This is a genomic window from Mesoflavibacter sp. (genome assembly GCF_964226795.1).
Taxonomy (GTDB): domain Bacteria; phylum Bacteroidota; class Bacteroidia; order Flavobacteriales; family Flavobacteriaceae; genus Mesoflavibacter; species Mesoflavibacter zeaxanthinifaciens.
Genome location: NZ_CAXQQP010000010.1, coordinates 61,143 through 79,830, shown reverse-complemented (window position 1 = coordinate 79,830; position 18,688 = coordinate 61,143). Strand labels below are relative to the sequence as shown.

23 protein-coding genes are annotated in these 18,688 nt (G+C 28.6%); 14 read left to right on the top strand and 9 right to left on the bottom strand.

Features of this window, described 5'->3' with window-relative positions:
- Nucleotides 1-74: 74 nt before the first annotated feature.
- The 5 genes from ACEQT4_RS09395 to ACEQT4_RS09375 form a co-directional block, all read right to left on the bottom strand.
- A complete protein-coding gene (locus tag ACEQT4_RS09395; protein ID WP_370227196.1) occupies nt 75-1,280 on the bottom strand; it encodes a primase-helicase family protein in 1,206 nt (401 codons plus the stop codon).
- A gap of 5 nt (nt 1,281-1,285) precedes the next feature.
- Complete coding sequence (locus ACEQT4_RS09390) at nt 1,286-1,615, bottom strand: hypothetical protein (protein ID WP_370227194.1); 330 nt, start codon at nt 1,613-1,615, stop codon at nt 1,286-1,288.
- Complete coding sequence (locus ACEQT4_RS09385; RefSeq protein WP_370227192.1) at nt 1,615-1,902, bottom strand: helix-turn-helix domain-containing protein; 288 nt, start codon at nt 1,900-1,902, stop codon at nt 1,615-1,617. The genes ACEQT4_RS09390 and ACEQT4_RS09385 overlap by 1 nt, the downstream gene beginning before the upstream one ends.
- Before the next feature lie 99 nt (nt 1,903-2,001).
- A complete protein-coding gene (locus tag ACEQT4_RS09380) occupies nt 2,002-3,147 on the bottom strand; it encodes a hypothetical protein (RefSeq protein ID WP_370227189.1) in 1,146 nt (381 codons plus the stop codon).
- A gap of 2 nt (nt 3,148-3,149) precedes the next feature.
- The gene (locus ACEQT4_RS09375; protein ID WP_370227187.1) at nt 3,150-4,418 is read right to left on the bottom strand and encodes a tyrosine-type recombinase/integrase; all 1,269 of its coding nucleotides are present in this window, start codon (nt 4,416-4,418) and stop codon (nt 3,150-3,152) included.
- 376 nt (nt 4,419-4,794) lie between these two features.
- Here ACEQT4_RS09375 and ACEQT4_RS09370 point away from each other — a divergent pair, with 376 nt between their 5' ends.
- Both ACEQT4_RS09370 and ACEQT4_RS09365 read left to right on the top strand, forming a co-directional pair.
- Nucleotides 4,795-6,366, top strand: a complete 1,572-nt coding sequence (locus ACEQT4_RS09370; protein WP_370227185.1) for a hypothetical protein — start codon at nt 4,795-4,797, stop codon at nt 6,364-6,366.
- A gap of 1 nt (nt 6,367) precedes the next feature.
- A complete protein-coding gene (locus ACEQT4_RS09365) occupies nt 6,368-7,033 on the top strand; it encodes a response regulator (RefSeq protein WP_370227183.1) in 666 nt (221 codons plus the stop codon).
- 198 nt (nt 7,034-7,231) lie between these two features.
- Here ACEQT4_RS09365 and ACEQT4_RS09360 read toward each other — a convergent pair whose 3' ends face one another.
- From ACEQT4_RS09360 to ACEQT4_RS09345, 4 genes are all read right to left on the bottom strand, one after another.
- Nucleotides 7,232-7,609, bottom strand: a complete 378-nt coding sequence (locus tag ACEQT4_RS09360; RefSeq protein ID WP_027880393.1) for a rhodanese-like domain-containing protein — start codon at nt 7,607-7,609, stop codon at nt 7,232-7,234.
- Nucleotides 7,610-7,623: 14 nt separating this feature from the next.
- A complete protein-coding gene (locus tag ACEQT4_RS09355; protein ID WP_027880392.1) occupies nt 7,624-7,932 on the bottom strand; it encodes a rhodanese-like domain-containing protein in 309 nt (102 codons plus the stop codon).
- Between the two features lie 105 nt (nt 7,933-8,037).
- Nucleotides 8,038-8,649 (bottom strand): thioredoxin family protein, encoded by a 612-nt coding sequence (locus tag ACEQT4_RS09350; RefSeq protein WP_370227179.1) that lies wholly within the window; start codon nt 8,647-8,649, stop codon nt 8,038-8,040.
- 5 nt (nt 8,650-8,654) lie between these two features.
- Entirely contained in the window at nt 8,655-9,140 is a 486-nt protein-coding gene (locus ACEQT4_RS09345; protein ID WP_370227177.1) for a TlpA disulfide reductase family protein, read from the bottom strand.
- Nucleotides 9,141-9,404: 264 nt separating this feature from the next.
- Here ACEQT4_RS09345 and ACEQT4_RS09340 point away from each other — a divergent pair, with 264 nt between their 5' ends.
- The 12 genes from ACEQT4_RS09340 to ACEQT4_RS09285 all read left to right on the top strand — a co-directional run bounded on the left by ACEQT4_RS09340 (nt 9,405) and on the right by ACEQT4_RS09285 (nt 18,671).
- On the top strand, nt 9,405-10,802 hold the full coding sequence (locus ACEQT4_RS09340) for an anthranilate synthase component I family protein (RefSeq protein ID WP_370227174.1): 1,398 nt from the start codon (nt 9,405-9,407) through the stop codon (nt 10,800-10,802).
- Nucleotides 10,803-10,820: 18 nt separating this feature from the next.
- Nucleotides 10,821-11,387, top strand: a complete 567-nt coding sequence (locus tag ACEQT4_RS09335; RefSeq protein WP_106678876.1) for an aminodeoxychorismate/anthranilate synthase component II — start codon at nt 10,821-10,823, stop codon at nt 11,385-11,387.
- Between the two features lie 70 nt (nt 11,388-11,457).
- A complete protein-coding gene (trpD, locus tag ACEQT4_RS09330) occupies nt 11,458-12,450 on the top strand; it encodes an anthranilate phosphoribosyltransferase (RefSeq protein ID WP_106678874.1) in 993 nt (330 codons plus the stop codon).
- A 50-nt stretch (nt 12,451-12,500) separates the two neighbouring features.
- A complete protein-coding gene (gene trpC / locus ACEQT4_RS09325) occupies nt 12,501-13,286 on the top strand; it encodes an indole-3-glycerol phosphate synthase TrpC (RefSeq protein ID WP_370227171.1) in 786 nt (261 codons plus the stop codon).
- A 126-nt stretch (nt 13,287-13,412) separates the two neighbouring features.
- Nucleotides 13,413-14,063, top strand: coding sequence for a phosphoribosylanthranilate isomerase (locus ACEQT4_RS09320; RefSeq protein ID WP_370227169.1), 651 nt, complete (start codon nt 13,413-13,415; stop codon nt 14,061-14,063).
- A gap of 196 nt (nt 14,064-14,259) precedes the next feature.
- Nucleotides 14,260-15,441, top strand: a complete 1,182-nt coding sequence (gene trpB, locus ACEQT4_RS09315) for a tryptophan synthase subunit beta (RefSeq protein WP_027880384.1) — start codon at nt 14,260-14,262, stop codon at nt 15,439-15,441.
- Nucleotides 15,442-15,522: 81 nt separating this feature from the next.
- The gene (gene trpA, locus ACEQT4_RS09310) at nt 15,523-16,287 is read left to right on the top strand and encodes a tryptophan synthase subunit alpha (protein WP_370227166.1); all 765 of its coding nucleotides are present in this window, start codon (nt 15,523-15,525) and stop codon (nt 16,285-16,287) included.
- A 46-nt stretch (nt 16,288-16,333) separates the two neighbouring features.
- Entirely contained in the window at nt 16,334-16,741 is a 408-nt protein-coding gene (locus ACEQT4_RS09305) for a DUF805 domain-containing protein (protein WP_370227164.1), read from the top strand.
- A 139-nt stretch (nt 16,742-16,880) separates the two neighbouring features.
- On the top strand, nt 16,881-17,027 hold the full coding sequence (locus ACEQT4_RS09300) for a hypothetical protein (RefSeq protein ID WP_169558272.1): 147 nt from the start codon (nt 16,881-16,883) through the stop codon (nt 17,025-17,027).
- A gap of 56 nt (nt 17,028-17,083) precedes the next feature.
- The gene (locus ACEQT4_RS09295) at nt 17,084-17,308 is read left to right on the top strand and encodes a hypothetical protein (protein ID WP_370227160.1); all 225 of its coding nucleotides are present in this window, start codon (nt 17,084-17,086) and stop codon (nt 17,306-17,308) included.
- Nucleotides 17,298-17,753 carry a tRNA (cytidine(34)-2'-O)-methyltransferase gene (locus ACEQT4_RS09290; protein WP_370227158.1) on the top strand — a complete coding sequence of 152 codons (456 nt, stop codon included), beginning with the start codon at nt 17,298-17,300 and terminating at the stop codon, nt 17,751-17,753. The genes ACEQT4_RS09295 and ACEQT4_RS09290 overlap by 11 nt, the downstream gene beginning before the upstream one ends.
- A gap of 3 nt (nt 17,754-17,756) precedes the next feature.
- Nucleotides 17,757-18,671 carry a YitT family protein gene (locus tag ACEQT4_RS09285; RefSeq protein WP_370227156.1) on the top strand — a complete coding sequence of 305 codons (915 nt, stop codon included), beginning with the start codon at nt 17,757-17,759 and terminating at the stop codon, nt 18,669-18,671.
- The last annotated feature ends 17 nt before the right edge of the window (nt 18,672-18,688 follow it).

Here is an 18,688-nt window from a genome sequence, read left to right as displayed (position 1 = left end):
TTTTCCTTGTTGAACTGTTGTTGAAACAAAGTTGATTTTACACAATAGTATATCACTACATTTATGCTGCATCGTCAACAATCAACACTTTTAAAAACAAATTCCTTTTCAATTTTAAAATACCTTCCTTTACATATTGTACTCTCTACATAATGCTTAGAATCCTCAACACTAGGGTAACTAGACAAATTATAACGAGTATAAGAAGAGTTTTTCTGTTCTAAACCAAACTTATCTTTCAGAATTTTAGAAATCTTTGTTGGTGTTGTTCTTACATTATTAGCTTTTAATTTGTCAACCAAATCTGATGCGCTGTAACATAAAGCTGATTTTTCAAACTTGATAAAATCATCCTTTAAAAGTTCAATTATTTCATTTTCTAAATTGGTTTTATTTCCTCTAACTAATTTAATCAAGGCGTCAGTTTTTATCTGATCCTTAGTAAACCACATTCTGGTTTTTTTGGTTACATTTGGTTTTCTTTGGTTAATGTAATTTAAGAAATACGGAATTTCGGACTCTAAATCCTCTAATAAATCTGACACTTCCATTCCCTGATTAATTGATGGAACTTTAAGAACCCAATACCTAATTTCTTTATCATCGATTAAAATAAAGTTATCCTCATTATTAGAACATAAGATAAATTTACCAAAAAAAGGAGTTTCTATTTTATCCTTTCCTTTATGCTCTATCTTGTAAGTTCTAGCTGTAGAAAGATTTTTAATCCTTTCACTATCCTCTCTTCTGTCTAGCAAAACTTCATCTATAGCCACGATAAGTTTTGTTGCCCAATCAGCATTAAATTGACTTCTAAAATCTTCATTTTTATTTATAGTCATATTCTTTTCAAAAATCAATTTTAACCAATTTAAAAAAGTAGTTTTACCTGTACTTCTTTCATTACTTACTAGACATAATATGGGTAAAATTTGCGTTGGGTAATGCCACAGGATTGTTAGATAATCTAACCCTATTGTATATTGGTGATTAAAAATATGTTTTAAAAACATTTTAGTTTTATCGAATTCTCCTTTTTTTAAATCATGTTTAAGTTGGTGGTATTCATTATAAAACCCTTTAATTTCTTCTTTATAATCAACATGACTTGGGATAGTAACAAAGCCGTCATACTTAGGTATTTCTTTTAAAAATGCCTTACCGTGATCTGTACTTATTTCACTTTTACTCCATTTAACCAAAGTTGTTATTGTATCTCCGCTATGTAGGGGCTTTTCAGTGATTTTAAAATAATCTACCCCTATTCTTAGATAATTCATAGTTATTAATTTTTAGTTAAATTAAATTCTAAAAAACCTCTATTATGACTTTTAAGTTTTTTAAAATTAAGTATCAAAACAACACCAGTTAAAGTGTTATCTTTTTTATAAAGCTTGTCTATCTCTGATTGAATAAACAAATAATCAAACCTAACCTCTCTTCTCGCTATTTTGGAAATAGAATTTAGTTTTTCTGAAATCCAATTTAACAACTCAGATGATTTAGCATCGTAACTATAATTGTTTTTTATGTGGTTTATATGAGAATTAACATCATTTACCAATTTTTGAATTTCACACACAGGAAATTCTTCTGTTTTATAAAGCTTTCTCATTATCTTCTGTATTTTAAAGATTTTACTTCAGATAATGAGTCTTCTAAATCGATTCTTTTTATTACAATTTTTCGACCTAATTTTGACGCTTTAACTCTACCAGATTTAATATAAGCATAAATAGTTTGAGTAGTTACACCTAATTCTTCAGCTGCTTCTTCTGGGGTTACTTTTTCTTGTTGTTTTTTGTCAATTAATGATTTTAAGCTCTTACTCATTTCTTTAACTTCTTTGTAAAGATTTTGAAAATCTGAGCGTGAAACATTTTGCAATACAATACCTTCCATATTTATATATTTTAATTTTAATTATGGACCAAATATTGTTATTAGTTATAATTAGTGATTTTGAAAATTTGAAAATCAAAAAATCAAATAAAAAAAATGCTATTTATGTGGCTTATCTATAAAATGTAATAAATCTAAATGTAGGTCATCTGGGTATAAATTGAAAGTTCTTAATTTATGACCAGAATAAGAAGCTGCACTAAGTCCTTTTTTATATTTGTGGCTAAATTTAAAGGTAGAAGTAATTACTTTACAAATAAAAGAGTCTGTTAAAAATGATTCATAATCACTCTTTACATATACACTTTTATTTTTATCTATTAAAAAACCTATAGCTGAAGCAAATTTTAATTCTCTAAAGCCTTTTAATTTTTGAGGTAATATTTTAAAATTGCTATCAATTAAACTTTCTTCTATTAGCTTATTCATCAACCAATTATACATACTATCCTTGAGGATGTTATTTAAGTTTAAATCAGGATTTACATGATTTGTATCTAGATTTTTTATTTTATCTTTTATAAAACCTAACAGCGATGTTTTCTTATATAAACACTTGAATTCTTCAATTAAATCAAATACTAATTGTTCTATAACCTCTGTATTCCCTGAAAGCAGACATGAAAATAAATCATACATAAGCAAGTTTTTACTCATGTTATTATCATGGTCTTCGGTAAGCTTTTTGTAATTTATGGAATCTGTCAAAAATAATTTAATAAATGAAGGTGCTGTACCTAAAGCAGAAACTAAATATTTATCATAAGTTAATTCTCTATAGCCTTCTTCTAATAAATGGTAATATTTATCATAAGATAATTCTCTAAAACCTTTTCCTAATAAAAGCAAATGCTCATCATAACTTATACTTTGATAAATTCTTGCATATTCTGTTTTTAAATATTTTAATTTATCTTGATTATCAAAAAAAGCATTTAACGTATTGTTTATTTTTCCGAAAGAATATAAAAGATTTACATCATTTTTCACCTTTAGCTTAAATAATAAGATAAGTTCATTTTTGAATTTTGGATGTAACTCATACAAACTGTTTTTATACAAAATCGGTATTTTTAAATCCTTACTATTTCCTCCCCATCGAGTTACATTCTCTCTAAGAATTATCACTTTTTTTTCTATTAGCAATTGAATTACTGAACTATTTAAAATATCTATGTTATTGTTTTTAAAAACACCCCAATAACTTATTTTTAAATCATTCTTTAAAAAATCTCTGTTTATCATTATTAATTCTTTTCAGATGATGCTAACTCCAAGCTTCCAAACGCTTTATTAATTGCATCATGCTTTGCTATATTATCTACTTTATAATAAGTATTAAAAGTCTTTAAATCTCTATGCCCTGACATTTCCATTATAGTTTTATCAGCAACACCATTATTTTTCAAAATTGTTACAAAACTACGTCTAGCTGTATGTGTTGACACTCTTTCATAAAATGGTTTTGACAATATTTTATGTTCACGGTTTTTTGTTCGGCTATATTCGACTTCAAATGTAAAGTTTGCGTTCTTAAATACCTCTTTTATATATTTATTTTGTTTTTGATTACTTAATAGTGGTAATTTATTGTTGTACTTATCAAGTATTCTTTTTGAAATATCAAACAGAGGTATTACTCGAGCATCTTTAGTCAAATCCTTTTCTTCTTTTATTAAAATTGAATTATTCGTTACTGTTCGATTATTTATAAATTTCAATTCTCCATACCTTAAACCAGTTAAACATTGAAAAACAAAAACATCTCTTACTCTCTCTAAAGCTAGAGACTTGGGTTGGTGTGTGTAAATTTCGTTTACTTGATGTAAATTTAAAGCTATTTCTTTAGTAATAACTCTTTCAGGTTTTTTGAAATCTATAAAAGCATTGTTATAAGTGTATTTATTTTTTAATGCCCAAAACATAAATGTTTTAAAAAGTCCGAGATTTCTAGCAAATGTATTAGTACTATGATCTAAAATTCTGTAACAAAAATCTTTAAATTCTGTATCAAAATTATTATTTATTGTACTAAAAGTAAGCTTGTATTTTTTTCTTGCTTCAAAACTTAATAAGTGATTTTTAATATTCGCATATCTTTTTATTGTTGAAGGTTTCCATTCTTTACGTTTTTGTTTTTCAATCATAAAATCATCATATGCACTAAAAAATGACAGTTTACTTTTTGCTACTTTTTTAAACTCTTGATCAAAAGCTTCTTTTAAAGTTTTAGAATTGAATTCTTCATTGATTTTTATGTGTAAAGCTTGTATTTCTTCAAATTTTTGAGAATATCTAGTTAACTGGTTTTTTATTGCATTTGAGTGAGAATCTTTTTTTGATCCTTTTAGTTTTGGTAATTTTTGTTCAAAATTCCAATGAATAGGGCGAATCTTTTCTCCTGTAGAATAAAGAAATTGCTTTTTTTCTTTTTTAAAATAACAAGTAAACATAATTAAGGTTGGTTCATTACCTACTCTTTTTTGGGGTTTTTTTAGAAAGAAAGAATGATTCATAGTCTTTAGCCTATTAATTGATTGATAATATGGTCGATAATACAGTCGATAATATGGTCGATAATACAGTCGATAATTTTATTATAATCAAATATAAATTAAAAACATATATAATGATAAAAAACCCTTGAAATACTGGATATATTAATGTTTGAACATTAACTAACAATAATAAGATATATAAAGTTCAATACTCTCCGACTCCACAGAAAGCCCTGTAAAGTGTTTATTTTACAGGGTTTTATTTATTTTTTAAAAATTTATTCTGAAAGAAATTTCTTAAAATAATATTCCTGCTTTATACGTATTGTTATATTTTTGATTTATGAATAATAAATCACTATTAATATTATTTTCTTTTTTTGCTTGCTATTTTATGAGTATTAAAATAGCTTTTAGTAAAACTGAAATAGATAGTCTACAGTTTTTTATTGAAAAAATAACCTCGATAAACTCTAACAAAGATCTTTTTGATGCTTATAACTACTTGTCTAAAGAGAAAGAAAAAAGATCTGATTTAGACAAAACTTATATTTACTACAACCTTTCTAAAATTGATTACACTTTAGGTTTTTACCATGATAGTGAATATAATGCTGTGCAAGCTTTAAAAATTATTGATAAAATTGCCGACTCTGACTTTAAAACAAGCTATAAAAAAAGTCTTTACACATTATTAGGTAAAATTTATAAAGCATTAAACTTTAATGATCAAGCGCTAAATTTTTACAACAAATCGCTTAAAATTGCTAGTACTACTAAAGATAGTGTTGTCATTTACAATAATATTGCTACAACATATAAGGCTAATAAAGATTTTAAAAAGGCTAACAACATCCTACTAAAAGCTAAAGAGTTATTACATAAAATTAATGATCAAACCGAGGTAGCTAGAATACTTGACAATCTTGGAGCCGTAAAGACTATTTTACAAGATCCAGAAGCTTATACTTATCTAAAAAAATCACTAAAAATACGCCAGAAACTTAAAGATTATTCGCAATTATACCCAAGTTATAAAAGCCATTTCAATTATTACTTTAGCAAGAATAATATCGACTCTGCAAAAAAATATAGTGATCTAGCTTACAATATATCCAAACTAATTAATAGTCCTTCTTATCAAATAGATGCTATTAAATTAAAACTTAAAACCAATAATAATTACAACATTAATGAGTTTTTAAAACTTACAGACAGTTTAGAAAAAGTAAGAAACATCAATAAAAATCAATACTCTCTTTTAAAGTATAATGTAAATAAAAGTTTACTAGAAACTGAAAAACAAAAAAGCCAAAAAACTATCTATAAGTTTAGCTTAATCTTTACAATAATACTAGTTGTATTATTCTTGTATTTATTAAACATAAGACACAAAAAACAAAAATTAGAACAAATCTACCAAACTGAAACCAACATCTCTAAAAGAATACATGATGAAGTAGCAAACGACATTTATAAATATATGATTGTTTTAAATGAAAACAAATTAGATAAACAGCTACAATTAGATACCATAGAAGATATATACTACAAGACTAGAGATATTTCTAAAGAAATTAATGTAATAAATGAAAAATCTAATTTTAAAGACGAATTAAAAGATCTCTTTTCTAGCTATTCTAACAACCAATGTAAAGTTGTAAGTAATGGTGTTTCTGATATTGAATGGAACAAAATAAACAAACATAAAAAAATAACTATTTACCGCGTATTACAAGAGCTTTTAACTAACACAAAAAAACATAGTCAAGCTAATTTAGTGGTAATTAAAATTAATACGAATCGTAAAAAACTAGAACTTCAATATACAGATAATGGTATTGGTACTAATCTAAATTTTAAAAATGGTTTGAAGAATACGGAAAACCGTATAAATACCTTAAAAGGAACTATTACTTTTGATACTAAACCAAATAATGGTTTTAAAGCACAAATTATAATTTAAAATGTTCAAAAAAGTTTTAATTTCTGATGATTTAGATAGTATTAGTCAAGGTGTTTTAAGCACACTTGAAAGTTTAAATATTAGCAATATAGATAAAACACTTTATTGTGATGATGCGTATTTAAAATTAAAAAAAGGATATCTAGACAAAAATCCATACGAATTATTTATTACAGACTTATCTTTTATTGCAGATCATCGTGAACAAAAATTTAATTCTGGTAAAGATTTAATTAACACATTAACCCAAGAACATCCTGATTTAAAAATTATAGTTTATAGTATTGAAGATAGACTAGAAAATGTAAAACAACTTTATTCTAATAATAAAGTAAATGCTTACGTATGTAAAGGAAGAAATGGTTTAAAAGAATTAAAAAATGCCATAATTGATGTTTATGAAAACAAAACATATCTATCACCTTCAATTTCTGATCGTTTAAAATCTAAAAATCATTTAGAAATAACAGACTATGACATCGAGTTATTAAAACTATTATCTATAGGATTATCTCAAGATGAAATTAGCAGTAATTTTAAACAGAAAAATATATCGCCTAACAGTTTAAGTTCAATAGAAAAAAAAATAAATAAACTTAAATTATACTTTAATGCTCAAAACGCAATACACTTAGTATCAATAACAAAAGATACTGGTCTAATTTAATTTATTCAACTTACGGTTTACCGTAAAACTATTTTAAACTATTAAGTTAGCTTTACACCATAGATAATGTTTTGGGAGAAGCCATTATCTTAAGTTAGCTAATTGTTGAGTTAAATTTATTTTTTGGCTATTAATCATTTTATTAAATTTATTAAATCTCAACAAAAAAGCCTTACAGAAATGTAAGGCTTTTTATTTTTATTTCTCTTCTTGGCTTAACCATTTACTGTATCCGCCTTTAAAGTCATAAATTTTAACAAATCCTAGGGACTTCATTTTTTCTGCACATTTAGCACTTCTACCTCCCATGTGACAATACACCAATACTGGTTTGTTTTTATCTAACTGTTGTATATCATTTTCAAAAGTTGGTGATAAAAAATTTATGTTTTGTGCTGTTGCAATATGTCCTGCATCATACTCTTCTGGAGTCCTTACATCTATTAGTTGCACATCTTCCATATTAAGATATGTTTGCATCTCTTCTTGTGATACAACTTCTATTTCTCCTTCGGTTACTGTTTTACAGCTTACAATAACTGCTAATAATAAGAATAAAATTAAAGGTTTTTTCATACTAAAAAGTTTATTTATTCTACGTCTCCTGTCCATTCTAATATACCACCTAATAAATTATAAGCATTATCAAAACCTAATTGATTCATAATATTACAGGCTTTTTCACTACGTGCTCCTGATCTACAATACACATAGTAGTTTTTTGATTTATCAAGTTCTTCAAGTTGATAAACAAACCCTTGCCCTTTATAAATATCTATATTAATTGAATTTGGTATTTTCTTTTCTGCAACTTCAGCTTCTGTTCTTACATCTAATATTACTGCATTATCATCTGCATTAAGCTGCTCTGTCCAATCTTTTTGAGATAAATTTGCCATCTTTTAAATATTTTTTTTCAAAATTAAGATTTCTAAGTTATATAGACGTAAAAAAACCCGGAATGTTACATTTCGGGTCTTAACTTTAAATAAAATTATAAACTTTTATACTTTTATAGTACAACCAATAGCTTTTGTTTCCTTAACCTTAATTTCATTTCCTGATAGCAATGCGTTAACAGCATCTTCTACATATCTAGTTTTTACTGCATTTGCATCTTGAAAATTATCATCTATTGCGCCAATATATTTAACAATATTTCCTTTTTTAGTTTTTTGTAAAACATACACATGTGGTGTTTTAGTGGCTCCATATTGTGGATAAATCTTTTGGCCTTTATCAATTAGATACGGAAATGTAAAACCTTTTTCTTTGGCTCTTTTCTGCATTGCTTCCATGTTATCTCCTGGTTTTACATCTGTATTATTTGGCATAATTGCAATAACAGGGTAACCTTTACTTGCATACTTTTTATTTAAAGCTTCAATTCTGTCTTCATAAGCTACTGCATATGGACATGTATTGCATGTAAAAGTCACTATAAATCCTTTTGCTTCATTAAAATCTGAAAGTGACACCATAGATCCGTCTATATTTTCTAATTTAAAATCGGTAGCAATATCACCTATTTTATAACCTTCTTTAGGTTTAATTGTAAAAGCACTAATTGTTAGCACTAGTACAAATAATGTTAATAATTTCTGTGTTGTTTTCATGAGAGTTATTTTAAAAATTTATTTAGTGCTTTTTCTAATTCTTCATACTCAAAAGCTTGTTCAAAAAATTCTCGTTTATTAGAATTATAAATTAAAGTTGCTGGTATAGCACCAGACCAATCTTTATTTACTTTTGGAATCCAATAATTAGAATCCATATCATTTAAAGCATAAAGTTCTGCCTGTAATTGTTTTTCGTTTATAAAGTTTTTAAGTTTTGTATCAAAATGTTTAGGAAAGTCTAAACTGACCAAAACAACCTCTACATTTTTATCTTTATATTGTTTATTGATCCTTTCAAAATAAGGTAATTCTTTAACGCATGGCGCACACCAAGTTGCCCAAAAATTAACAACATAAGTCTTATTATCCTGCTTGTTTAGCACTTTTTCTAAACCGTTATAATCTACTTCTGTAAATGTTATTTCTTTACTTTCTTCTTTACAAGAAACCATTAATAAAACCACTAAAATTGGTAATATGTATCTCATTAAATCTAAATTTTAGAATAAAAATAATAATCACCTATGTGTTATTTTTAAGTTTTAACAAATAATTAATTGCTGATTATATTTGAAAACTAAAATTTCATTTTTATATTTACACCGTAAATAAAACACATGAACACAATTTTAAATCATACTTGGTGGTGGAACTTCAAGATTTCAATCTTCGTGAAGTAAACCCTTAGTATATTTAATTTAAAAATATTTTAAAAGGCTTGTCATTCACGACAAGCCTTTTTTTTTATCATTATGAAAACATTTAGCTTATACACTCATTACAAAAAAATATTAGCAGATACGATAACACCCGTTAGTATCTATTTAAAAATTCGTGATAAATATCCAAATAGTATCCTATTAGAAAGTAGCGATTACCACGCTAACGATAACAGTTTTTCCTACATCTGTTTTAATCCAATAGCCTCTATTAAAGTAGATGACAAAGCGATTACACAAACTTTTCCTGACGGAAGTGTTATGAGTAACAGAGTAAGAAATGTAACTCAAATGATACATAAGTTTACTAAACGATTTAAAGTCAATTCTGAAACAGATTTTAAGTTTATCAACAATGGTATTTTTGGTTACACTGCCTATGATGCTGTAAAACATTTTGAAGATGTTACTATTAGTAAAAAACCAAATTCTTTAGATATACCTGATATTTACTATGCAGTTTACCAAAACATCATAGCTATAAATCATTTTAAAAATGAAGCATATATTTTTGCCCATTGTTTTGAGACAGATAATAATATAGACGAAGTTTTACAATTAATAAGCTCTAAAAATTATGCTACATATAAATTTAACACAGAATCTGAAATAAAGTCTAACCTAACAGATGAGGATTATAAAAATCACGTAGAATTAGCAAAAAAACATTGTGCAAGAGGTGATGTGTTTCAGTTAGTGTTATCTAAAAAATTCTCTCAAAGCTTTAAAGGAGACGAGTTTAATGTCTATCGTGCATTAAGAAGCATTAATCCTTCTCCGTATTTGTTTTATTTTGACTACGGAAATTTTAAAATCTTCGGAAGCTCTCCAGAAGCACAACTAGTAGTTAATAACGGTCAAGCCGAAATACATCCAATTGCGGGCACATTTAAAAGAACAGGTAATGATGAAGAAGACCAAAAGCTAGCTAAAAAATTAGCAGAAGACGCAAAAGAAAATGCAGAACATGTCATGCTAGTTGATTTAGCAAGAAACGATTTAAGCAGACACGGAAGCGAAGTAAAAGTAGAAACTTACAGAGAAGCGCAATTCTTTTCGCACGTTATACATTTAGTAAGTAAAGTTACAGGTAAAGTTCATAAAAACACAGCGACAATGCAAGTTGTTGCAGATACTTTCCCTGCGGGCACGTTAAGCGGCGCTCCAAAACATAAAGCGTTACAACTTATAGAAAAATACGAAAAAACAAGTCGTGCATTTTATGGAGGTGCAATTGGTTTTATGGATTTTAAAGGTAACTACAATCACGCCATCATGATACGTACATTTATAAGCAAAGACCATAACCTACATTGGCAAGCTGGCGCAGGAATTGTATCTAAATCCATTCCAGAAAACGAATTACAAGAAGTTTACAACAAACTAGGAGCCTTAACAAAAGCAATTGATTTAGCAGAACAAATTAATTAATCCTAAATCTAAATAAACATGAAAAAAGTATTAGTTATAGATAATTACGACAGTTTTACGTACAACTTAGTACATTATTTAGAAGACCTTAACTGCAATGTTACCGTAAAAAGAAACGACAAACTTACTATAGATTTTGTAGAGCAATTTGATAAAATAGTATTGTCGCCTGGTCCAGGTATTCCTGAAGAGGCTGGTTTATTAAAAGAAATCATAAAAACTTATGCGCCAACAAAAAGTATTTTTGGTGTTTGCTTAGGCCAACAAGCAATTGCTGAAGTTTTCGGGGGACAATTAATTAATCTAAACGATGTGTATCATGGTGTATCTACAAAAGTAACAATTACTGTAGATGACGAATCATTGTTTAACGGATTAGAAAAAAATATTGAAGTAGGACGATATCACTCTTGGGTTGTAGACCCTAATTTACCTGAAAGTTTAGAAGCTACTTCGGTAGACGAAAACGGACAAATCATGTCTTTACGCCATAAAATATATGATGTAAAAGGTGTACAGTATCATCCAGAAAGTGTATTAACACCTTACGGAAAAAAAATTTTAGAAAACTGGTTAAAAGAATAAATCCGTCATTCCTTCAAGAGATAGGGAATCAAAAAAGATTTTAAAAAAAAATTGTCACGTTAAAATAATTATGAAACACATATTAAACCGATTAATAAACCACGAAAGCATATCTAGCGAAGAAGCCAAACAGGTATTAGTAAATATATCAGAAGGTCTTTACAACAAAAGTCAAATAGCTTCTTTTTTAACTGTTTACATGATGAGAAGCATTACTTTAGAAGAGCTGCAAGGTTTTCGTGATGCGCTTTTAGAGTTGTGTATACCTGTAGATTTATCAGATTTTAACGCTATAGATTTATGCGGTACTGGTGGTGATGGAAAAAACACATTTAACATATCTACATTATCTTCTTTTATTACAGCAGGAGCAGGAGTTAAAGTTGCAAAGCACGGTAACTATGGCGTATCTTCAGCTTCAGGATCTTCCAATGTTTTAGAAAAACTAGGAGTGCATTTTACCAACAATGAAGATGTTTTAAAACGCTGTATTGACCAAGCTGGTATTTGCGTTATGCACGCTCCTTTATTTCATCCAGCAATGAAAAACGTAGGCCCAATAAGAAAAGAGTTAGGCGTAAAAACGTTCTTTAACATGCTTGGTCCAATGGTAAATCCAGCGTTTCCTAAAAATCAAATGGTTGGTGTATTTAATTTAGAATTACAACGCCTATATGGTTACCTATACCAACAAACCGATAAAAACTACAGCATAGTTCATGCAATAGATGGTTATGATGAAATCTCACTGACAGGAAAAACAAAAATCATTACTAACCAATCTGAAGTTATTTTAGACCCAAGCGACTTAAATATAGAACAAATTGAAGCTTCAGAAATTTTTGGTGGTAATACTGTTGAAGATGCTGCTAGAATTTTCAAAAAAGTAATTTCAGGAAAAGGTACAAAAGCGCAAAACGATGTTGTTTGTGCTAATGCAGGTCTTGCTATTGCTACAGTTAAGCAAATTTCTCATCAGGAAGGATTTAAACTTGCCAAAGAAAGTCTTGGTACAGGTGAAGCAAAACGCAGCTTACAAAAATTAATAGAATTAAGTAAATAAAAAACCATCATTTCAAGCACTTTATAAGACCAATAAAATTGTAATGAAAAATGAACATCTTAGATAAAATTACAGCAGATAAACGTAAAGAAGTCGATTTAAAAAAATCACTTATTTCAGCCAAACAATTAGAAGAATCGTTTCTATTCGAAAGACAAACCATTTCATTAACAGAGCGATTAAAAAATAGCACTTCAGGAATAATTGCAGAACATAAACGCCGCTCACCTTCTAAAGCAACTATAAATCAAGATTTAAACGTTCAAGATGTTGCAAAAGGTTACGAAAACGCTGGTGTTTGTGGTATGTCTGTACTAACCGACGGTAAATATTTTGGCGGTAGTTTAGACGATTTAATTATTGCAAGAGCAAGTATTAATTTACCACTACTTAGAAAAGAATTTATAATTGACCAATATCAAATTATCGAAGCAAAAGCTTATGGTGCAGATGTCATTTTACTAATTGCTGCAATACTTTCTAAAGAAGAAATTAAGCAGTTTTCAACACTTGCTAAACAATTAAATTTAGATGTTTTATTAGAAGTTCATAATGAAGAAGAATTACACAAATCCATCATGCCAAGTATTGATATGTTAGGCGTAAACAACAGAAATTTAAAAACTTTTGAAGTCTCTCTTGAAACTAGTAAACTGTTAAGCGAAATTATTCCTAATGATTTTATAAAAGTATCTGAAAGCGGAATAAGCACTGTTGAAGCCATTAAAGATTTAAAGCAATATGGCTACAAAGGTTTTTTAATTGGTGAAAACTTTATGAAAACAGACAATCCAGGAGAAAATTCAAAAGTGTTTATTGAAGAATTAAATAGATAATTGTCATGTCGAACGCATGTGAGACATCTCATCATGATGTAATTTCTCAATCGCTTTGCTCACGTCGAAATGACCAGAAATAGTAATTAAATAATAGATTCCTGTCTACGCAGGAATGACAAGAATATGAAACTAAAAGTTTGCGGAATGAAATACCAAGACAACATTAATCAAGTTGCTGCTTTGCAACCTGATTATTTGGGTTTCATTTTTTACGAAAAATCAAGTCGCTTTTTTGAAGGTGTTATTCCTAAGTTACCAAAAACAATAAAAAAAGTTGGTGTATTTGTAAATGCTAGTTTAGAGTTTATTTTGAATAAAATTGAAACACATCAATTAAACGTTATCCAATTACATGGACAAGAAACACCTGAGTTTTGTAAAGAATTAAAAACACATTGTCATTCAGAGCACAGCGAAGAATCTATAAAAATCATCAAAGTCTTTTCAATAAAAGACCATTTTGATTTTTCAGTATTACAACCTTTTGAAAACATCTGTGACTATTTTTTATTCGATACAAAAGGAAAATTACCTGGCGGAAATGGACACACATTTAATTGGGACGTTTTAAAAAACTATCCATCAACAACACCTTATTTTTTAAGTGGCGGAATTGGATTAGGTGAAGTAGACACTATTTTATCATTCCTACAAAAAAAGGAATCCAAATATTGTTACGCTATTGACGTGAATAGCAAATTTGAAATTACACCTGGTTTAAAAGATATTGAAGCATTAGAAAAATTTAAGAGCAGCATGTCATTCCGCACTTGATGCGGAATCTATTTCAAACTGAATAAAAGAAATGTAAAATTAAAAAGATTCCTAACTACGTAGGAATGACACAAAAAAACAAATTGGTCACTTCGAGTGATTTTTGAGAAACGAAAAAATTGTAACGAGAAGCAAAAGGTCTTGATACAATTCTGATAAATCGGAATTAATTGACCTGACGATAAAATAAAATACTATGAACTACAACATTAACGAAAAAGGATATTACGGAGATTTTGGTGGTGCATTTATACCAGAAATGCTATATCCAAACGTAGAAGAATTACGTCAAAATTACTTAAACATCATGGCAGAACCTTCTTTTAAAGCAGAGTTTGACCAATTATTAAAAGATTATGTTGGTCGTCCTTCTCCACTCTATTTTGCCAAACGTCTTTCAGAAAAATATAACACTAAAATCTATTTAAAGCGCGAAGATTTAAATCATACTGGTGCACATAAAATTAACAATACCATTGGTCAAATTTTAATGGCAAAACGACTAGGCAAAAACCGTATTATTGCCGAAACTGGTGCTGGACAACATGGTGTAGCAACAGCAACAGTTTGTGCACTTATGGGTATAGAATGTATTGTTTACATGGGTGAAATTGATATCGCACGTCAAGCACCAAATGTAGCACGTATGAAAATGCTTGGCGCAACAGTAATACCTGCAACCTCTGGAAGCAAAACCTTAAAAGACGCTACAAACGAAGCTATTAGAGATTGGATTAATAATCCTGTAGACACACATTATATTATTGGAAGTGTTGTTGGTCCGCATCCTTATCCTGATATGGTAGCAAAGTTTCAAGCAGTAGTTTCAGAAGAAATTAAATTTCAACTAAAAGACAAAGAAGGTACCGAAAATCCAGACTACGTTATTGCTTGTGTTGGTGGCGGTAGTAATGCTGCTGGCGCATATTACCATTATTTAAATAATGAAAACGTAAAACTTATCGCTGTAGAAGCTGCTGGTTTAGGCGTAGATTCTGGTGAAAGTGCTGCAACATCTGTATTAGGAAAAGAAGGCATCATTCACGGAAGTAAAACTTTATTAATGCAAACTAACGATGGTCAAATTACCGAGCCTTATTCTATTTCAGCAGGATTAGATTATCCTGGCGTTGGACCAATGCATGCGCATTTATACAAAACTGGTCGTGCCGAGTTTATTTCGATTACAGATGATCAAGCCATGCAAGCTGGTTTAGAATTGTGCAAATTAGAAGGTATTATTCCTGCTATAGAAACATCTCATGCATTAGGTGTTTTCGAACAAAAAACGTTTAAACCTAACGATATTGTTGTAGTAAGTTTATCTGGTCGTGGTGATAAGGATTTACAAAACTATATAGACTATTTTAAAATTTAAAACTTGTCATTCCGCACTTAATGCGGAATCCAAATAAAAACCTAAAAATAGATTCCTACTTAAATAGGAATAACATATAAAATGAACAGAATAAACCAAAAACTAAACGAAGACAAAAAACTTTTGTCTATATACTTTACAGCAGGTTATCCAAACTTAAATGATACCCTTACAATAATAGAAAATCTAGAAAAAAGCGGTGTAGATATGATAGAGATTGGGTTACCTTTTAGTGATCCTTTAGCAGATGGACCAACCATACAGGCAAGCTCTACAGAAGCTCTAAAAAATGGAATGACTACAGAAGTGCTTTTTAAGCAATTAAAAGATGTAAGAAAAACCGTTTCTATTCCATTAATTATTATGGGATATTTTAATCCGATGTTGCAATATGGTGTTGAAGCTTTTTGTAAAAAATGTCAAGAAATTGGCATAAATGGATTAATAATTCCTGATTTGCCAGTAGATGTGTATAACGAACAATACAAAAGTACTTTTGAAAAGTACGGATTAATAAATGTATTTTTAATTACACCTCAAACCTCAATAGAGCGTATTAAATTTATAGACTCTATATCAAATGGCTTTATTTATATGGTAAGCAGTGCAAGTGTTACAGGAAGCAGTAAAGGTTTTGGTGATACGCAAACTAATTATTTTAAGCGCATTGCAGATATGCAACTTAACAATCCGCAAATCGTTGGTTTTGGAATAAATAACAACGATACTTTTACTCAAGCCACAACTTATGCTAAAGGAGCTATTATTGGAAGCGCGTTTATAAAACATTTATCAAATAACGGTGTTAACAAAATAGAAGACTTCATCAGCTCTGTAAGAAAATAAAACATATATTTGGTTATTAATCACTAACCAATTAAAATATTTCATTATGGAATGGTATTTAAAAGTCGTAAGAGATAATTACGCAAATTTTGAAGGAAGAGCAAGACGTCAAGAGTATTGGATGTTTGTCTTATTTAATTTTTTATTTATAGTAGCTATTGCTTTAGTTTCTGGTATACTATCAGGTCTATTAGAAGCTCCTGGTTTTATGTTTTTATACCTTATCTATGTTTTAGCAGTGTTTATTCCTAGTTTAGCTGTAGCTGTAAGACGATTACATGATGTTGGAAAAAGCGGATGGTTTTATCTAATTAGTTTAATACCATTAATTGGTGGGATTTGGTTATTAATTCTTTTTGTTACAGAAGGAGATAAAGGTCCTAATCAATATGGTCCAGATCCTAAAGCACCAAACTCTGAAGAAATTAATGAGATTGGTCAAGTAAATGACTAAAATATTTCTAAACCATAAAAAAGCCTGCATAAGTTATGCAGGCTTTTTTATTAACATCTTAAAAGAATTGTTTAACAACGATTTATGAAAATTTCTCATTGTTTTTCTTAAATTATATTTGAACAAAAAAAGAAAAATTATGGGAATTATAGCCGACAGAAAATTAAAACGAACAAAAGAACAAACCAATCCAACTAATCCGACAGGAAACACAAAGTTGGAAACAAACGATTTTGATATTGACGAAAAAACAATCAAAAATCAGCAAAATAAAACAAACAGTTAATCTGTAAATATTTATATTTAAAGCCTATTCTTAAAAGGTAGAATAGGCTTTTTTTTATGAAATTACTTAATGATTTTCGTTTAATAATACTACTCTGCTTAACGCTTGGTTTAGCTCCTTTTTTTCCCGAACCTCATCTTTGGGGAAAACTAAAATGGATTGCTGGTGGTGCAAATGGCATGCAACCTGTGGATTGGTTTGATGTTGTTTTACATGGATTTCCTTGGGTACTTTTAATTAGAATTTTCATCTTAAAAATCAATAAAAAGAATGTCGCTTAATATTGTTTTAATAGAACCTGAAATACCAAATAACACAGGAAACATTGGTAGATTAGCGTTAGGATCTGGTAGTAAATTACACTTGGTCAAACCCTTTGGTTTTGAACTTACAGACAAACGTTTAAAAAGAGCTGGTTTAGATTATTGGCAGCACTTAGATGTTATTTATTATGATAACATAGATGATTTTTTCTCTAAAAACAAAAACAAAAACATGGCTTTTTTATCTGCACACGGAAAGAAAACCCATTGGGATATCCCATTTGAAGAGGATTTGTTTTTGGTCTTCGGAAAAGAATCTGTTGGTTTACCTAAATCTTTAATAGAAAAAGAAGCTAATAATTTATATAAAATACCTCTTCATAGCCAACATATTAGAAGTCTAAATATTGCTAATGCAGTTAGTATTGTAATTTATGAAGGATTAAGACAGTTAAACCATTAAAATATGACACCTAAAACCTCTAATGTTTTTAATTTTTTTTCAGAATATTTTCAAATCCTATTAGGTATTGTTCTTGCTAGTATTGGCTTAAAAGCATTTTTATTACCAAACGGGTTTATGGATGGAGGCGTAACTGGTATAGCTTTATTAATTAATAAACTAATAAACATTAATATCTCTATATTATTGATTGTTTTTAGTATTCCGTTTTTAATTATGGGGTATTTTACTGTATCTAAAAGAATTATTTTAAAATCTATTATTAGTATTATTGGGTTAGCTCTTTTTATTCACTTTGAAAACTTTGAAATTATCACAGAAGATAAATTTTTAATTTCCATATTTGGCGGTTTGTTTCTTGGCGCAGGTATTGGTATTGCGATTAGAAATGGTGCTGTACTTGATGGATCAGAGATTTTAGGCATATTTATTAATGATAGGTTTGGCATTAGTATAGGAAAAGTTATTCTTGTTTTTAATATTATCTTATTTTCTATTACTGCTTTTGTAATTTCTAAAGAAATTGCGATGTACTCTATTCTAACCTACATTGTCACTGCAAAAGTTACAGATTTGGTTATTGAAGGTTTTGAAGATTTTATTGGTATTACCATTGTATCAACCCATTATGAGAAAATAAAAGTTGCCATCATTAATGAACTAGGAGCAGGAATGACTATTTATAAGGGTCAAAAAGGGTTTGGCAGTAAAGGTAAAACTGAAGATTTTGATATTATACACACCATTATAAACCGTATTGATATAAAAAAAATGTATCGAATAGTTACTAGTATTGATAAAGAAGCGTTTATTGTAGAGTTTGATGTAAACAATGTAAAAGGTGGAGTCTTACGTCGTTATTTAGCTAAAAAAAGCAAAAAGCTAGACAAAAACTTAACTAAAAATAATTTTTTCTAAGTGCTTTAGTAAATAAC